This is a genomic window from Micromonospora sp. NPDC005215, assembly GCF_040607915.1.
In the GTDB taxonomy this organism is placed as follows: Bacteria; Actinomycetota; Actinomycetes; order Mycobacteriales; family Micromonosporaceae; genus Micromonospora.
In genome coordinates this window covers 51,033-65,115 of sequence record NZ_JBEXHQ010000010.1, presented here as the reverse complement: position 1 = coordinate 65,115, position 14,083 = coordinate 51,033, and the positions used below count along the sequence as shown (strand labels likewise).

General features: G+C 72.4%; 17 protein-coding genes. 12 read left to right on the top strand and 5 right to left on the bottom strand.

Features of this window, described 5'->3' with window-relative positions; translation table 11 throughout:
* The first annotated feature begins 109 nt into the window (after positions 1–109).
* The 3 genes from ABZU25_RS10765 to ABZU25_RS10755 are packed head-to-tail and all read left to right on the top strand — an operon-like array spanning position 110 to position 1,696.
* Positions 110–349: a hypothetical protein gene (locus ABZU25_RS10765; RefSeq protein WP_355029110.1), complete on the top strand. Its 240-nt coding sequence runs from the start codon at positions 110–112 to the stop codon at positions 347–349.
* A complete protein-coding gene (locus ABZU25_RS10760) occupies positions 342–962 on the top strand; it encodes a sigma-70 family RNA polymerase sigma factor (RefSeq protein ID WP_355029109.1) in 621 nt (206 codons plus the stop codon). Before ABZU25_RS10765 ends, ABZU25_RS10760 begins: the two co-directional genes overlap by 8 nt.
* 14 nt (positions 963–976) lie before the next feature.
* Entirely contained in the window at positions 977–1,696 is a 720-nt protein-coding gene (locus tag ABZU25_RS10755; protein WP_355029108.1) for a hypothetical protein, read from the top strand.
* Here ABZU25_RS10755 and ABZU25_RS10750 read toward each other — a convergent pair.
* Entirely contained in the window at positions 1,647–2,525 is an 879-nt protein-coding gene (locus ABZU25_RS10750; protein WP_355029107.1) for an SseB family protein, read from the bottom strand. The two genes, ABZU25_RS10755 and ABZU25_RS10750, sit on opposite strands and share 50 nt — an antisense overlap.
* Positions 2,522–2,935, bottom strand: coding sequence for a YbaB/EbfC family nucleoid-associated protein (locus ABZU25_RS10745; protein WP_355029106.1), 414 nt, complete (start codon positions 2,933–2,935; stop codon positions 2,522–2,524). Before ABZU25_RS10745 ends, ABZU25_RS10750 begins: the two co-directional genes overlap by 4 nt.
* 93 nt (positions 2,936–3,028) lie before the next feature.
* On the opposite strand from ABZU25_RS10745, the gene ABZU25_RS10740 reads away from it, so the two are divergent.
* The 3 genes from ABZU25_RS10740 to ABZU25_RS10730 are packed head-to-tail and all read left to right on the top strand — an operon-like array spanning position 3,029 to position 5,338.
* Positions 3,029–3,361: a hypothetical protein gene (locus ABZU25_RS10740; RefSeq protein ID WP_355029105.1), complete on the top strand. Its 333-nt coding sequence runs from the start codon at positions 3,029–3,031 to the stop codon at positions 3,359–3,361.
* Entirely contained in the window at positions 3,358–4,419 is a 1,062-nt protein-coding gene (locus tag ABZU25_RS10735; protein ID WP_355029104.1) for a hypothetical protein, read from the top strand. Before ABZU25_RS10740 ends, ABZU25_RS10735 begins: the two co-directional genes overlap by 4 nt.
* 13 nt (positions 4,420–4,432) lie before the next feature.
* Positions 4,433–5,338, top strand: a complete 906-nt coding sequence (locus ABZU25_RS10730; protein ID WP_355029103.1) for a hypothetical protein — start codon at positions 4,433–4,435, stop codon at positions 5,336–5,338.
* An 8-nt stretch (positions 5,339–5,346) separates the two neighbouring features.
* Here the strand turns inward: ABZU25_RS10730 and ABZU25_RS10725 are convergent, their stop codons facing one another.
* Positions 5,347–6,318, bottom strand: coding sequence for an aldo/keto reductase (locus ABZU25_RS10725; protein WP_355029102.1), 972 nt, complete (start codon positions 6,316–6,318; stop codon positions 5,347–5,349).
* Between the two features lie 186 nt (positions 6,319–6,504).
* On the opposite strand from ABZU25_RS10725, the gene ABZU25_RS10720 reads away from it, so the two are divergent.
* From ABZU25_RS10720 to mshC, 6 genes are all read left to right on the top strand, one after another.
* Positions 6,505–7,557 carry an LLM class F420-dependent oxidoreductase gene (locus tag ABZU25_RS10720; protein WP_355029101.1) on the top strand — a complete coding sequence of 351 codons (1,053 nt, stop codon included), beginning with the start codon at positions 6,505–6,507 and terminating at the stop codon, positions 7,555–7,557.
* Positions 7,554–8,390, top strand: a complete 837-nt coding sequence (locus ABZU25_RS10715; RefSeq protein ID WP_355029100.1) for an undecaprenyl-diphosphate phosphatase — start codon at positions 7,554–7,556, stop codon at positions 8,388–8,390. The genes ABZU25_RS10720 and ABZU25_RS10715 overlap by 4 nt, the downstream gene beginning before the upstream one ends.
* 228 nt (positions 8,391–8,618) lie before the next feature.
* Positions 8,619–9,323 (top strand): MSMEG_4193 family putative phosphomutase, encoded by a 705-nt coding sequence (locus ABZU25_RS10710; RefSeq protein WP_355029099.1) that lies wholly within the window; start codon positions 8,619–8,621, stop codon positions 9,321–9,323.
* Between the two features lie 184 nt (positions 9,324–9,507).
* Complete coding sequence (locus ABZU25_RS10705) at positions 9,508–10,092, top strand: DUF3090 domain-containing protein (RefSeq protein ID WP_355029098.1); 585 nt, start codon at positions 9,508–9,510, stop codon at positions 10,090–10,092.
* Positions 10,089–10,907, top strand: coding sequence for an SCO1664 family protein (locus ABZU25_RS10700; protein WP_355029097.1), 819 nt, complete (start codon positions 10,089–10,091; stop codon positions 10,905–10,907). The genes ABZU25_RS10705 and ABZU25_RS10700 overlap by 4 nt, the downstream gene beginning before the upstream one ends.
* A 67-nt stretch (positions 10,908–10,974) precedes the next feature.
* Positions 10,975–12,213, top strand: a complete 1,239-nt coding sequence (gene mshC / locus ABZU25_RS10695; RefSeq protein ID WP_355029096.1) for a cysteine--1-D-myo-inosityl 2-amino-2-deoxy-alpha-D-glucopyranoside ligase — start codon at positions 10,975–10,977, stop codon at positions 12,211–12,213.
* Between the two features lie 33 nt (positions 12,214–12,246).
* Here the strand turns inward: mshC and ABZU25_RS10690 are convergent, their stop codons facing one another.
* On the bottom strand, positions 12,247–13,044 hold the full coding sequence (locus tag ABZU25_RS10690) for a GntR family transcriptional regulator (RefSeq protein WP_355029192.1): 798 nt from the start codon (positions 13,042–13,044) through the stop codon (positions 12,247–12,249).
* 121 nt (positions 13,045–13,165) lie between these two features.
* Positions 13,166–14,035: a PAC2 family protein gene (locus ABZU25_RS10685; RefSeq protein WP_355029095.1), complete on the bottom strand. Its 870-nt coding sequence runs from the start codon at positions 14,033–14,035 to the stop codon at positions 13,166–13,168.
* Between the last annotated feature and the right edge of the window lie 48 nt (positions 14,036–14,083).

Sequence of the window (14,083 nt, the reverse complement as noted above, 5' to 3'; positions counted from 1 at the left end):
CCACCGCAAAAAATCTTGGTCACCGCGGTTCACGTTCGGCCCCTCGTGACCCCTCTACCTTCCAGAGCCGCGCAACAGGCGCCGGCCGACGAGAGAATGAGGTCCAGGGTTGGAGATCATCGGCTGGGGGTGGGTAGTCGCCGCGGTCGCCGGCAACCTCACCGTGCTGGGGGCGTTGTGGATCCGCGCGCGGTGGCGCAACCAGCAGGAAAAGACCCGGGGTGACGCGCTCATCGCGATCGCCGAGGCGCTGCCCGGCGGCGGCCGGCTCCGCGACCAGCGCGCCGACGGCTCGTGCAGCACACTGACGGTGCCCGCCGCTGCCCGGTCGGTGGGCCGCCGTGGATGACCGCACCGCCGACAAGCCCGGATCAATATCCGAGGCGTTCCCCACCCTCGCCAACGAGATCGCCGAGCAGCTCAAGGTCATGCTTCCCGGCCCCGCCACGTCCGCCACGGCCTGGGCGATGGACCGGAAGCAGGTCGTCGAGGAGTTCAGCGCCTTCTACCGGGCCTTCGCCACCCGCCTTGCGGGCTGGCTGATCCTGCAGGGCGCCTCCGAGGCCGACGCCTACGACGTGATGCAGGAGACGATGTACAAGGCGTACCACTACTGGCACACCATCGAGCACCCGAAGGCGTGGGTCAGGGCAACGGCGTCCAGGGCGTACGCCGAGCGGCTGGCGCGGCTCGACCCGGTCCCCATCGAGGAGATCGCCGAGCGCCTGCCACCGCTGCCCAGCGGGTCGGCTCTCGCCGACCTGAAACAGGACATCCGGGCCGCCATGCAGCAGCTACCGCCCCGGCAGCGGCAGGTGCTCGCCTGGTCGTTCGAGGGCCACACACCGGCCGAGATCGGCGCGCAGCTGCGGATGACCTCGGAGGCGGTTCGCAGCAGCCGCTACAAGGCCAGGAAGGCGCTCACAGAGCTGCTCCGGGACAGGGAAGGGGATGCCCGGTGACCGAGGGGGGCACGATGAACACCACGCAGGCGCCGGACCCGCTCACCGCGGCCGCCCTGGCCGAGCTCGGCGCGATCCAGCGCCGGCTGGACCAGACCTGGGATCTCGCGGCGGGCCTGCGGGAGATCCTCCTGGAGGAGCCCTACCACCGGTACGTCGAGGAACAGGGCGCCGCGTTCGACGTCGAGGCGGGTCTTGCGGCGATCGTCGGCACTGACGGGGACGTGCCCGACGGCTGGCTCGCGCTGCGGTACGACGACGACAGGCTTTGCGACAGCCTGGGGACGACCGACGAGCGGTGCCGCACTCTGCTCGCCCGTCGCCAGCAGGACAACGTGACCACCTTCGAGCGGATTCGGAGGCTGGCGGGTGAGGTCCGCGAGGAGATCGACGCGGTCGTCGACGAGGGCACGCCCGACCACTGGAGAAGCATCTGGCTGGTCCACAGCCTCACCGGCGCGGAGATTGCCGCGTTGAGCCTGCACCACCTGGCCGACGATCTGGAATCCAGCGGGGTCGACCTGGAAGAAGCGCTTGCGGTGGTCGCCGACACGGCCAGGCGGATCGGCGACCTCAATGAGGCTCTCGAAACGGCCTGGAGGGAGCGCGAGGGCAGCGGCGACCATCCGCGCCGCCTGCGGCTGGCACAGCTCCGCGGCGAGGTGACCGACCTGCGAGGGTCGATCAAGCGACTGTTCGACCTGTCGGACGAGACGGTGGGCGCGCTGCTGTGACCGGCCGGGGCGGATAGCCCTCCGCCCCGGCCGGGAGGTGCCTGTCGACGTTCGCCGTGAGCAGGGTCTCCAGCGCCGGCGCGGCCAGGGCGAACGCCTGCGCCCCGCCCGGGTCGACCACCAGCCCCCACGACGGGTCCGGCCAGTCCTCCAGCAGGTCGGCGCAGGGCAGCGCGACGAACGGCACGCCGTCCCCGGCGAACGCGGCAAGGGCGCCGGGGGAGGTGAAGACCGGCAGCAGTGGCGCGCCGGTCGCGTCGCCGACCACCGTCCACGGAAAGTCGGCGTCCGCCGTCGGTGCCCCGGCCAGCGGGACGCACACTGTGGCGTCGGCCAGGGCCGCGAGGTAGCCGGGCAGGTCCCGCCGCTCGACAGCGGCGGCGAGGCGTCCGGCCACCGCCGCCTCGGCGGGCGCGGGCCGGGTGACGGTCGGCTCGACCAGCGGCGTCGCCGCAGCAGGTCGGATGGCCGGCGGCGTCGCCGCAGCGGGTCGGTCGGCCGGGGGTACGACGCGACAGGAGAGCGCACCGGGCCGGTCGGTCAGCACCTCGGCGGCGGTCCGGGCCACGAACACGCTCAGGCGTTCCACCTGCTGCGCGGTGCGCGGTGCCTCGTACCACCAGCTCTCGTCACCGGTCGGGCGGTGCCAGCCGAGTGCGGCCAGGCGTGCCTCGTCGTGGCCCGGGCAGAGCGCCCGCACCACCTCGCGGCGCACCAGCAGCCGGATCCCGCGCGGGCCGGCGGACAGCTCCAGGTCGGTGTCGCGGTCGCAGCGGGCGACCGTGTCCCGCAGCCGCGCGACGATCTCCGGCCAGGTCGGCGACGTCACGCCGGCGGCAGGCGATCGGTGAGGCGTCCGAGCCGGGCGACGGTCTCCTCCAGCCGACCCAGCGCGGAGAAGTCGCCGGGCTTGCCGAACAGGTCGGTGAGGTCCGCGCCGATGGCGACCTGCAACCCCTCGGCATGTTCCTCGACGTGCTCGGTGGCGACCGTCCGAGCCTTGCGGTACGCGTCGAGCACCAACTCCGCCAGCCGCTCGGTGCCGACGCGCAGAGCAGCGGGTGCGACGGTGAGGCCGGTCAGCGCGCCGGTGGCGTCGACGGTCGCCGAGACCAGCCCGCTCTCGTCGGCCGCGGTGCCGGACAGCTCGGCCAGGTCGTCGCCCAGGCCCGCGAACCGGCCTTCGATGTCGGCGATCCGCCCGGCGAGCGCGTCGAACGCGGACGTCGGGTCAGTCATGAGAATCCTCCCCCGTGGACAGTGCCACGGGGTGGTGCCCGGTGGCCGGGAGATCGTATCGTCGGTGCGCTCGACTCATGGGGGAGGAACGGCATGCCGCCGGATATCGATGTCGACGTGCAGGCGGTCCGTCGACTGGAGACAGCCGCCCGGCGCCTCGACAGCTCGCTCGCCGCGCTGGAGGGTCAGATCGTCTCGGCGGGCGACGTGCCGTCGGGCGCCTTCGGTCATCTGCCGTTCGCCAGCGACATGCTCCGCGCCACGTACGCCGAGCAGGTCACCGGCGGCACGGAGCTGTTCGGCGCGGCGAGTGCCGCCTTCGGGCGGGTCGCCACCGCACTGGGCGACACGGTCGAGGCGTACGAGCGCAACGAGCAGGACCTCGACGCCGGGTTCAAGACCATCCAGTCGGGGCTGCCCGGATGAGCGGGCCGGCCGGCAGCGCCGTCGAGCTGTGGAACGGCCTCGACAGCGCGCTCTCCGGCGTGCAGGACGCGGTCGACAGCGTCTGCCGGACCCTGGCCTGGCCGCTCATCCAACTCGTCGAACTGGTCGACGGGGAGCCCGAGGTCCTGCGCGCGAAGGCCGCCGAGTGGGATGCGTTGGCCGCGCAGGTGCGCGACCTGGCGCAGGGGCACCGGGGCGTCCGTGAGTCCGCCCAGCCCGGGTGGCGCTCGCCCGCCGGTACGGCGTACGGCCAGCGGCTGGCCGACGTCGAGCAGCAGCTCCTCGACGTGGCCGGGCAGTTCGCCGCGACCGCCGAATACCTGCGGGGTGTCGCCGACGGCCTGCAGATCGTGCACGACGTGCTCGTCGACATGTGCGTCGAGTTCGTCAACTTCCTCCTGGTGACGCTGGTGACGGCGTTGCTGATGGCACCGTTCACGGCCGGTGCGTCGTGGGCGGCCGGCCTGGGGGTCGCCGTGACCCGGGGCCTGATCGTCGTCACCCGGATGTTGAAGGTCATCCGGCCGCTGGCCACGCATCTGCAGAAGGTCATCCGCCTGCTGCAGCGGGTCATGGTGTACCTGCGCAAGCTGCGCACCCACCTCGACAAGTTGGTCGACCTGCAGAAGGGACTGCGTACCGGCCAGAAGTACGCCGACAAGCGGCACGCCGCCGGCAAGGCCGACAAGTGGTTCCACAAGGTCCTCGACCCCACCAAGGGCACCTACAAGCTGGGTAAGTCCGGTTCGCCGTTCGACATGGGCGCGCTGGAGCGGGCTGCCGCGCTGCGGGCGCACGGCGTCGCCGACGGCGCCCGGGTGATCGCCCGGGACTGGGCGACCCACCTGCCGTGGAACGTGCCGAACTCGGTCGTCCACGGCGTCACCTGGGGGACCGTCGCGTTGACAAGCGGTCTCTCCGTGCCCGGCGGCGAGCAGATCGGCGACCAGGTCGACAAGGCGGTGCAGGGCGGCGCGGACTGGATCGACCAGAATGTCTTCGGGCAACCGCCGGCAGGTCAGCCGGCGGGCCGCTAGGAGGAGACGCGTGATGGCAGGGGAGCGAGGCCGGCTCGGTCGGTTCACCGACGCGGTGCTCGGCGGCGCGCGGGCCGCCCGGGACAGGGCCCGTGAGCTGCGCGACGAGTTCCGCACCAGTGACGAGCCGGAGCGCGCCCTCGTGGCGCCCCTGCTGCCCGGGCAGGAGCTCCGCTACGTGGGGCTCGGCCCGGTCCGCGCCCCGGAGACCCACAAGGCCGGCCGGCAGCTCGCCGACGTCATGGGCAACGAGTTGGCCGACTCGCTCGACCCGAAGGTGCTGTTCGGCTTGCTCAACATCGTCAACCCGGTGGTCTGGGTGGACGCGGTGCTGACGCCGGTCCGGCTGGCGGCGGGCGTGCTGCTGCTGCCCGGCCGGGCGGCTGCCCTCGCCGCCGGTCAGCCCCAGGCGGCCGAGTCGGAGCCGGGCCCACCATCCCAGCCCGCCCAGCGGGAGCCGATCCCGCTCACCGAGGAGCAGGAGGCGTTCCGGGCGCTGTTCCGGCTCAGCCAGTACCGCCCGCTCGCCGATCAGCTCGCCGAGATCGCCTACCGTCGCCGCTACGTCTTCAGCGGTGACCTCGCCACCCTCGCCGGCAGTCTGCTGCTCTTCCTGGAGCGCTACAGCGGCACCCCGTTGGCGGTGACCGACACCCACCTGCACCTGCTGCGGATGGGTCCGCGCCCGGACGCCGACCGGCCTGACCGGCGTCAACCGCGGGTGCTGTGGAGTGTGCGCCGCGACCGGGTGTCCCGGGTCGACTCCGAGCGTGGCGCGAGCGGGCTCGTGCAGCTCGCCTCCACCATCGTCTTCGACGACGGCTCGTGGATCCGGCTCACCCAGCCCGCGCTGCGCGACGACCAGTCGCGCTTCCTGACCGCGATCCAGGACCTCCCCGGACAGCGCCCGACGCCGTGACCCGCGGGTCAGCCGTCGCGTTCGGGGTAGCCGAGCGGCACCGCCGAGACGTCGTCCAGCGCGGTGGTGATCTCCGCCGGCAGGGTGATCCGTTCCACTGCGAGCGCGCCGAGCAGCTGCCCGACCGTCCGCGCGCCGAGGATCGGCGCGGTCACCCCCGGCCGGTCGCGGATCCAGGCCAACGCCACCTCCAGCGGCGACACCCCCAGGCCGCCGGCCGCGGTGGCCACCGCCTCCACGATGCTGGAACAGCGCGGCTCCAGGTAGGTCGAGACGAACCGCTCGAAGTGCGGCGACGCGGCTCGGGAATCCGCTGGACGGCCATGCCGGTACTTGCCGGTGAGCACACCGCGACCCAGCGGTGACCAGGGCAGCAGGCCGAGGCCGAGCGCGTCGCAGGCGGGCAGCACCTCCCGCTCCACGCCCCGCTCCAGCAGCGAGTACTCGACCTGGGACGCGACCACCGGCGCCCGCCCCGGCCAGGCGGTCTGCCAGGCGGCGGCCCGTGCGGTCTGCCAGCCGGAGAAGTTCGACACCCCGACGTAGCGGACCTTGCCGCTGGCCACCGCGTGGTCCAACGCCGCGAGGGTCTCCTCCAGCGGGGTGTCCGGGTCGTACCCGTGCACCTGGAACAGGTCGACATGGTCGGTGCCGAGCCGGCGCAGCGACGCGTCAAGCGTCCGCAGCAGGTGCCCCCGGGAGCCGTCGCGGCGTCGGCCACTGCCCGGGCGCAACCCCGCCTTCGTGGCGATCAGCAGATCGTCGCGGGGCACGAGGGTGCCCAGCAGCGAGCCGATCACCGACTCGGCGTCGCCGTCGCCGTACACGTCGGCGGTGTCGATGAGGTTGCCCCCCGCGTCCAGGTAACTCTTCAGCTGGGCGGCCGCATCGTCGGCGTCGGTGTCCCGGCCCCAGGTCATGGTGCCGAGCGCGAGCCGGGAAACCGCCAGCCCGCTTCGGCCGAGCGGTCGCTGTTGCATGGGTGAACCTTATTTCGAACCTGCCGCCACGGATATCCTCGCTCCCGTATCTCTGCCGGTTCTGCCGGTTCCGCCGCCGTGGGCTGCCCCGACGGAGGGGGGAGCGAAGGTGTCGAGCCGGTGATCGAGTCCGTTTTCGGCATTGCGTAACCTGGTGCGACCTGTGCCACGGATGGGGGAGGACCAGTGCGACTTGGGCTCAGTCTCGGATACCAGACAGCATGGAGCACACCCGCCGACCACCTGGCCCTGGCCCAGGAGGCGGACCGGCTGGGCTATTCGGTGGTGTGGGCGGCGGAAGCCTACGGCTCCGACTCGCCCAGCATGCTCGCCTGGATGGCCGGCCAGACCGAACGGATCGACGTCGGCGCCGCGGTGATGCAGATCCCCGCCCGTACGCCGGCGGCCACCGCCATGACCGCCGCCACCATCGACGCGCTCTCCGGCGGTCGGTTCCGCCTCGGCCTGGGCGTCTCCGGCCCGCAGGTCTCCGAGGGCTGGCACGGTGTGCGTTTCGCCAAGCCGCTCGCCCGGACCCGCGAGTTCGTCGACATCGTCAAGTTGGCCATCGCCCGCAAGGAGGTGGCGTACGACGGGCAGCACTACACGCTGCCGCTGCCGGACGGCCCCGGCAAGGCCCTGCGGCTGGGCTTCCACCCACCACGCGAGCACATACCGATCTATCTGGCGGCGGTCGGCCCGAAGAACCTGGAGTTGGCCGGCGAGATCGCCGACGGCTGGTTGGCCGTGTTCTACGCCCCGGAGTTCGCCGAGGAGCAGCTCGCCTCGGTTCGGGCCGGGCGGGCCAAGGTCGGCAAGGAGCTGGCCGGGTTCGACGTGGTGCCCTCGGTGCCCGTGGTGATCGGCGACGACGTGGCCTCCTGCGCCGAGTTGGTCCGCTGGTACGCGGCGTTGTACGTGGGCGGCATGGGCAGCCGTGAGCAGAACTTCTACAACCAGCTCGCCACCCGGATGGGTTACGGCGACGCCGCCCGTGACGTGCAGGACCTGTACCTGGCCAAGCGGCAACGCGACGCCGCCGCCGCCGTACCCATGGAGTTCATCGACCGCACCTCGCTGCTCGGCCCGAAGGAGCGGATCGCCGAGCGGATGCGGGAGTACGCTGCCGCCGGCGTCACCACACTGTCGGTGAGTCTGTTCGTGGCCGACCGGGACAGTGGTGTGCAGACCCTGCGTACCGTCGCCGAGGCACTTGAGCTTTCGGGAGTCGGCGAGTGACCTGGGTTGAGGCGATCGTCCTGGGCATCGTCCAGGGACTGACCGAGTTTCTTCCGGTCAGCTCGTCGGGGCATCTGCGGATCACCTCGGCGATCTTCTTCGACCGGGACGCCGGCGCGTCGTTCACCGCGGTCACCCAGCTCGGCACCGAGGCGGCCGTGCTGATCTACTTCGCCAAGGACATCTGGCGGATCACCCGTACCTGGCTGGTCGGCATCCGGGACACCTCGGTCCGGTCGAGCCTGGACTACCGGATGGGCTGGTACGTGATCATCGGCTCGATTCCGATCGGGCTGTTCGGCTTCCTGTTCAAGGACCAGATCAAGACCGCCGGGCGCAACCTCTGGGTCGTGGCGACCACGCTCATCGTGTTCGCCTTCGTGCTGGCGTTCGCGGAGTACTGGGGGCGGCAGACCCGCACCCTGGAGAACTTCCGGATGAAGGACGGCATCGTCATGGGCTTCGCCCAGGCCATGGCGCTGGTCCCCGGGGTTTCCCGCTCCGGCGGCACGCTCACCGCCGGCCTGCTGCTCAACCTCACCCGGGAGGCGGCGGCCCGGTACTCGTTCCTGCTGGCCATCCCGGCGGTGGTGATGTCCGGCGTGTTCAGCCTCGGGGACGTCTTCGAGCCGTCCGCCCCGGGCACCTCCGTGCCGACAGTGGCCCAGACGATCGTGGCCACCCTCATCGCCTTCGGCATCGGGTACGCGGCCATCGCATGGTTGCTGCGCTACGTCGCCCACCACACCCTGTACGTCTTCGTGCTGTACCGGGTCGCGCTGGGCACCCTGGTCCTGGCGCTGCTGCTGACCGGCGCGATCGACGCCACCTGACCGACCGACAGTCGACGGCCCCCGGCTCCCGCCCACAGGCGCGGCCGGGGGCCGCCGTCGTGCGGGAACCTGCGGCCGCCTGCGACGGTCGCCCGCCACCGCCACCGCCGCCGCCACGAGATCTTGGACAGTTTCCGTTCGCGGAAGACGGAAAGTGTCCAAGATCTACGAGCCTGCTCGGGAACCCGCGCCGTCCCCGGCGACGGAGACGGGTCATAGGGTGGTCCCGTGGCGATCCTTCTGCTTCTGCGACACGGCCGGACCACGTCGAACGCCGACGGCGGCCTGGCTGGCCGGCAACCGGTCGAGCTGGACGACACCGGGCGCGCCCAGGCCGCCGCGGTGGGCGAGCGGTTGCGGGCGGTGCCGCTGGCCGCCGTGGTGACGAGCCCGCTGATCCGCTGCCGGCAGACCCTGGAGTTGGCGCTTCCGCAGGCCACCCCGGTCGTCGAGGACGGGCTGATCGAGTGCGACTACGGCAACTGGGAGGGCCAGCAGCTCAAGAAGCTCGCGAAGGAGCCGCTCTGGCCGGTGGTCCAGCAGCGCCCCAGCGCGGCGGTGTTCCCGGGCGGGGAGGCGATGGCGGACATGGCCGCGCGGGCGGTCGCGGCGGTTCGCTCGTGGGACGCCCGGGTGAGCGCCGAACACGGGCCCGAGGCGGTGTGGCTGGCGTGCAGCCACGGCGATGTGATCAAGGCCATCGTGGCGGACGCGCTCGGCGTACACCTCGATCTTTTTCAGCGGATCGTGGCCGACCCGGCGTCGGTGACAGCGATCCGGTTCACTCCGCTGCGACCGTTCCTGGTCCGGCTCAACGACACCGGCGGTGACCTCCGCGCCCTGGTGCCGCCGCCGCGTAAACGGCGTCGGCAGGCCCCCCGCGTGGCCGACTCCGACGCCGCGGTCGGCGGCGGCGCCGGTGCGGCCTCGTGAGGAGGCGGGCGAGCGGCCGGGACGCCGGCACACCCGCGCCTGCTGGTCGGCCCAGGCCGGCCGCGGCCGGCGGGTGGGCCGCCACGCCCGGCTATTGCCCCTGGTACGCCGGGCGCGCCGCCTCTGGGGCGATTCGGGTCGGTGGGGTGCGCGGTGCCATGGCGGGCCGGATAGGGTCGTGGGTATGACCCACCAGGTGCACGCCTTCGAACCGCCGGAGCGGTTCGTCGCCGGGACTGTCGGGGCGCCGGGGGAGCGCACGTTCTTCCTGCAGGCCCGCGGCGGCGGCAGGCTGGTCAGCGTCGCGCTGGAGAAGGTCCAGGTGTCCCTGCTCGCCGAGAAGCTTGAGGAGCTGCTCACCGAGGCGCAGCGTCGCTTCGGGGTGGATCTGCCCGAGCTGGCGCCGGTGATCGGCGACAACGAGCCGCTGGACACTCCGGTCGACGAGGAGTTCCGGGTCGGGACCCTCGGGCTGGCCTTCGACGTGGACACCGCGACAGTGGTGATCGAGGCGATCGCCGCGGGCGAGGTGGAGCCCGAGGTCGAGCTGGGCGACGAGGACGACGAGGACGAAGACGACGACGAGGACGACGAGCCGGACGAGGACCTGGACCGGCTCCGGGTCCGGCTCACCCCGCAGGCGACCCGCCAGTTCATCGAGCGGGCCCGGCGAGTGGTCAACGCGGGCCGGCCGCCGTGCCCGCTCTGCGGCCAACCGTTGGACCCCGCCGGGCACCTGTGCCCGCGGCACAACGGTTATCACCGGTGACCTCGTCCGGCCTCCAGCCTCGCCAGGACGGCGACGCCGCGCTGCGGCTGCTGCGTGACGGTGTGCTCGACCTGGAGGGTCGGCTGGTCGACGCGTCCAACACGACGTTGCGCGGCATCCTGACCCTGGACGGGGCCACCGCCCGCTGCGTCTACAAGCCGGTCCGGGGCGAGCGTCCGCTCTGGGACTTTCCCGACGGCACCCTGGCCGGACGGGAGGTCTCGGCGTACCTGGTCTCCCGGGCGACGGGTTGGGACCTGGTGCCGCCGACCGTGCTGCGCGACGGCCCGTTCGGCCCTGGCTCCTGCCAGTTGTGGATCGACGAGCCGGAGGACGCCGAGCCGCTGGTCGGCTTTCTGCCGGCCGGGGAGCTGCCGCCACGCTGGTTCCCGATCGCCGCGGCCCGCGACGACGACGGCGCCGCGTACGCCCTCGCCCACGCCGACGACCCTCGGCTGGCCCGCCTCGCGGTGCTCGACGCGGTGATCAACAACGCGGACCGCAAGGGCGCTCACGTGCTGGTCGGTGCCGACGACCGGATCTACGGCGTGGACCACGGGGTGAGCTTCCACGTGGAGGACAAGCTGCGGACGGTGCTCTGGGGCTGGGCCGGTAAGCAGCTGCCCACGGACGCCGTGGAGATGCTCGACGGGCTCGCCGGGCAGGTCGCCGGCACGCTCGGCGCGGAGTTGGCCGACCACCTCACCATCAGCGAGGTGACCGAGGTGGCCTCCCGGATCGACAGGTTGCGCGAGACCGGCCGCTTCCCGCAGCCGCCGGAGGACTGGCCGGCGATCCCCTGGCCGCCCATGTGAACCCGTTGTCATCTTGATCACCCGTGGGGCGCTCCGGCGTCGCCGTCGGGCTGGCTAGGCTGATCCCATGGAGTCTTGGGCGGGACACGAGGTGCCACGACTGCCGGGCAGGGGCGAGCCGCTGGCGTTGTACGACTCGGCGCGGCAGGGCGTCCACCCGAGCGAGCCGGCCGACGCGGGGAGCATGTACGTCTGCGGCATCACCCCGTACGACGCCACCCACCTCGGTCACGCCGCCACCATGATCACGTTTGACCTGGTGCAGCGGATGTGGCGGGACGCCGGGCGCCCGGTGCGCTACGTGCAGAACGTCACCGACATCGACGACCCACTGCTGGAGCGGGCCGCCCGCGACGGCGAGGACTGGGTGGTCCTGGCGATGCGGGAGACGGCGCTGTTCCGGGAGGACATGGAGGCGCTGCGGATCATCCCGCCGGCGCACTACGTGGGCGCTGTCGAGTCGATCCCGGACATCGCCGACAAGGTCGAGGTGCTGGTCAAGGACGGCGCCGCGTACCGCCTCGACGACGGCAGCGGCGACGTCTACTTCGACATCTCCGCCACCGGCCGGTACGGCTACGAGTCCAACCTGACCCGCGAGCAGATGCTGGAGATCTTCCCGGAGCGCGGCGGCGACCCCGACCGGGCCGGTAAGCGTGACCCACTGGACCCGCTGCTGTGGCGGGGCGCCCGCGAGGGGGAGCCGTCCTGGCCGGGCGGGGAGCTGGGCTCGGGCCGCCCGGGTTGGCACATCGAGTGCGCGGTCATCGCGCTGAACCTGCTCGGTGACCGGATCGACGTGCAGGGCGGCGGCAACGACCTGCTGTTCCCGCACCACGAGGCGTCCGCCGCACACGCCGAGCGGCTCACCGGCCAGGCGCCGTTCGCCGAGCACTACGTGCACGCCGGGATGATCGGCCTGAACGGCGAGAAGATGTCCAAGTCCCGGGGCAACCTGGTCTTCGTGTCCCGGCTGCGCGCCGACAAGGTGGATCCGATGGCGATCCGGCTGGCGTTGATCTCCGGGCACTACCGCGGTGACCGCACCTGGACCGACGCGCTGCTGGTCGACGCGCAGGAGCGGCTGGACCGCTGGCGGCGGGCCGCCGCCGCGCCCGCCGGGCCGTCCGGGGCTGAGCTGCTGGCCGGGGTACGCGAACGCCTGGCCGACGACCTGGACACCCCGGGCGCCCTGGCGGTAGCCGACCGCTGGGCCGAGGCGACCCTGGCCGGCGCGACGGACGACTCCGCAGCCCCCGCCCTCTTCGCGAACACCGTGGACGCCCTCCTGGGAGTCCGCCTCTAGGGCCTGCCCTCCCAGCGGACACCCGGGTGGGAGTCAGCCCAGGACCAGGCCGGGGTCGGGTTCCGGGTCCGGGGTCGGGGTCGGGGCGGGGATCTTGTACTCCTCGGTGAGGGTGGTCATCGGGCCCGGCCAGGTGGCCTGAGCTACCTCGATGGGCTTGCGGCGGGCGTCGTACGCGACGTGCAGCAGGTGCAGCACCGGGGTGTCCGGCCGGATCTGGAGCGTCTCGGCCTCCTCCCGGCTGGGCTGGCGGGCGCTGATCGTGTCGGTGGCCGAGACGTACCGCCGCCCGGTGACCTCCTCGGCCTCCTGGTAGAGGGGGCGGCCGAACGCCTCGGCGCGCTCCAGCGAGGTGCCCGCCGTGTCGGTGGGCAGGAACCAGGAGGCGCCCACCTCGACGGGGGAGTCGTCGGTGCGCACGAGGTGTCGGCGGCAGAGCAGGTCGGTGCCGTCGGGCACCCCGAACGCGTCGGCGACCTCGGCGGGGGCCGGGGCGCGACCGACCGAGACGAGTTGCTGACGGTACCGGGCGGCCAGGTCGGTGTGGTAGCCGCGGAAGCCGCCGTACCGGCCTCGGGAGAGGCGGTTGAGTCGGCGTCGGGTGCCCCGGACGTACGTACCGGAGCCGGGTTTGGTGATCAGGATGCCCTCGACCCGCAGTTGGTCGACGGCGCGTTGCGCTGTCTGTTTGGCGACGCCGAACATCTCGGCGATGGCCGGGATGGACGGCAGCCGCTCGCCGGGTCCCCAGTCGCCGCGGCGGACCTGGGCCTTGAGCTGTGCGGCGATCTGTCGGTGCGGGAACTCGGCGGCCCCGGGGTTGATCTGCACACCCACCTCCTTGATCACATCTAGGTTCCTAGGATGCCCTAGAGGGTGTGACGGCGCTACCCCGGACACGCGAAAACGGGCCCTCGGACCACAAAGGTCCAAGGGCCCGCAGCGAGCGGTGTTACCAGGAGCCGGCGGTGGGGCCGGCCGAACCGCCCCGGCGGCGCAGGTACTTCTCGAACTCCTGAGCGATCTCGTCACCGGTCAGCGGGGTGATGCCCTCGTCGCCGACCCGTTCCTCCAGCTCGCGGACGTACTCGCCGAGCTCGGCGTCCTGCTCGGCGGCGCTCCGCACCCGCTGCTCCCACTCGGCGGACTCCTCGGCCAGGTCGGCCATCGGCACCGGCAGGTCGACGACCTCCTCCACCCGGTGCAGCAGGGCGAGGGTGGCCTTGGGGCAGGGCGGGTTGTTGGCGTAGTGCGGCACGTGCACCCAGAACGAGACGGCATCCACGTCGGCGCGGGTGCAGGCGTCGTGCAGCACGCCGACGATCCCGGTCGGCCCGTCGTAGCGGGTGGGGGTGAGCTGGTAGCGCTCGGCGGCCTGCGCGTCGGAGGCGCTGCCGCTGATCGGCAACGGCCGAGTGTACGGAACATCGGCCAGCAGCGCGCCGAGCAGCACCACCCGTTCCACCTCGAGGCTGTGGCAGATCTCCAGCACCTGCTCACAGAAGGTCCGCCAGCGCATGCTCGGCTCGATGCCGCGGATCAGCACCACGTCGCGGTCGGTGCCCTCCGGGCTGGCCACCATGAACCGGGTCGTCGGCCATTCCACCCGGCGGGTCTCCCCGTCGGCCATGGTGATGGTGGGCCGGCTGACCTGGAAGTCGTAGAAGTCCTCCGGATCCAACTCGGCGATCGGCCGGGCGTTCCAGACCTGCTCGAGGTGCTCGACGGCTGCGGTGGACGCGTCGGCGGCGTCATTCCAGCCCTCGAACGCGGCGATGGCCACCGGGGACCGCAGCACCGGCAGCCCGTCGAACTCGGTCACGCCGTCACCTCACCCTGCTCGTCGCGGCCGGCGCCGGGATGGCGCCCG

What these genes read in the sequence shown, in the direction of transcription:
- ABZU25_RS10745 (WP_355029106.1), bottom strand. Translation starts at nt 2,935, where the DNA reads ATGACTGACCCGACGTCCGCGTTCGACGCGCTCGCCGGGCGGATCGCC.
- ABZU25_RS10740 (WP_355029105.1), top strand. Translation starts at nt 3,029, where the DNA reads ATGCCGCCGGATATCGATGTCGACGTGCAGGCGGTCCGTCGACTGGAG.
- ABZU25_RS10705 (WP_355029098.1), top strand. Translation starts at nt 9,508, where the DNA reads ATGACCCACCAGGTGCACGCCTTCGAACCGCCGGAGCGGTTCGTCGCC.
- mshC (WP_355029096.1), top strand. Translation starts at nt 10,975, where the DNA reads ATGGAGTCTTGGGCGGGACACGAGGTGCCACGACTGCCGGGCAGGGGC.
- ABZU25_RS10730 (WP_355029103.1), top strand. Translation starts at nt 4,433, where the DNA reads ATGGCAGGGGAGCGAGGCCGGCTCGGTCGGTTCACCGACGCGGTGCTC.
- ABZU25_RS10725 (WP_355029102.1), bottom strand. Translation starts at nt 6,318, where the DNA reads ATGCAACAGCGACCGCTCGGCCGAAGCGGGCTGGCGGTTTCCCGGCTC.
- ABZU25_RS10755 (WP_355029108.1), top strand. Translation starts at nt 977, where the DNA reads ATGAACACCACGCAGGCGCCGGACCCGCTCACCGCGGCCGCCCTGGCC.
- ABZU25_RS10735 (WP_355029104.1), top strand. Translation starts at nt 3,358, where the DNA reads ATGAGCGGGCCGGCCGGCAGCGCCGTCGAGCTGTGGAACGGCCTCGAC.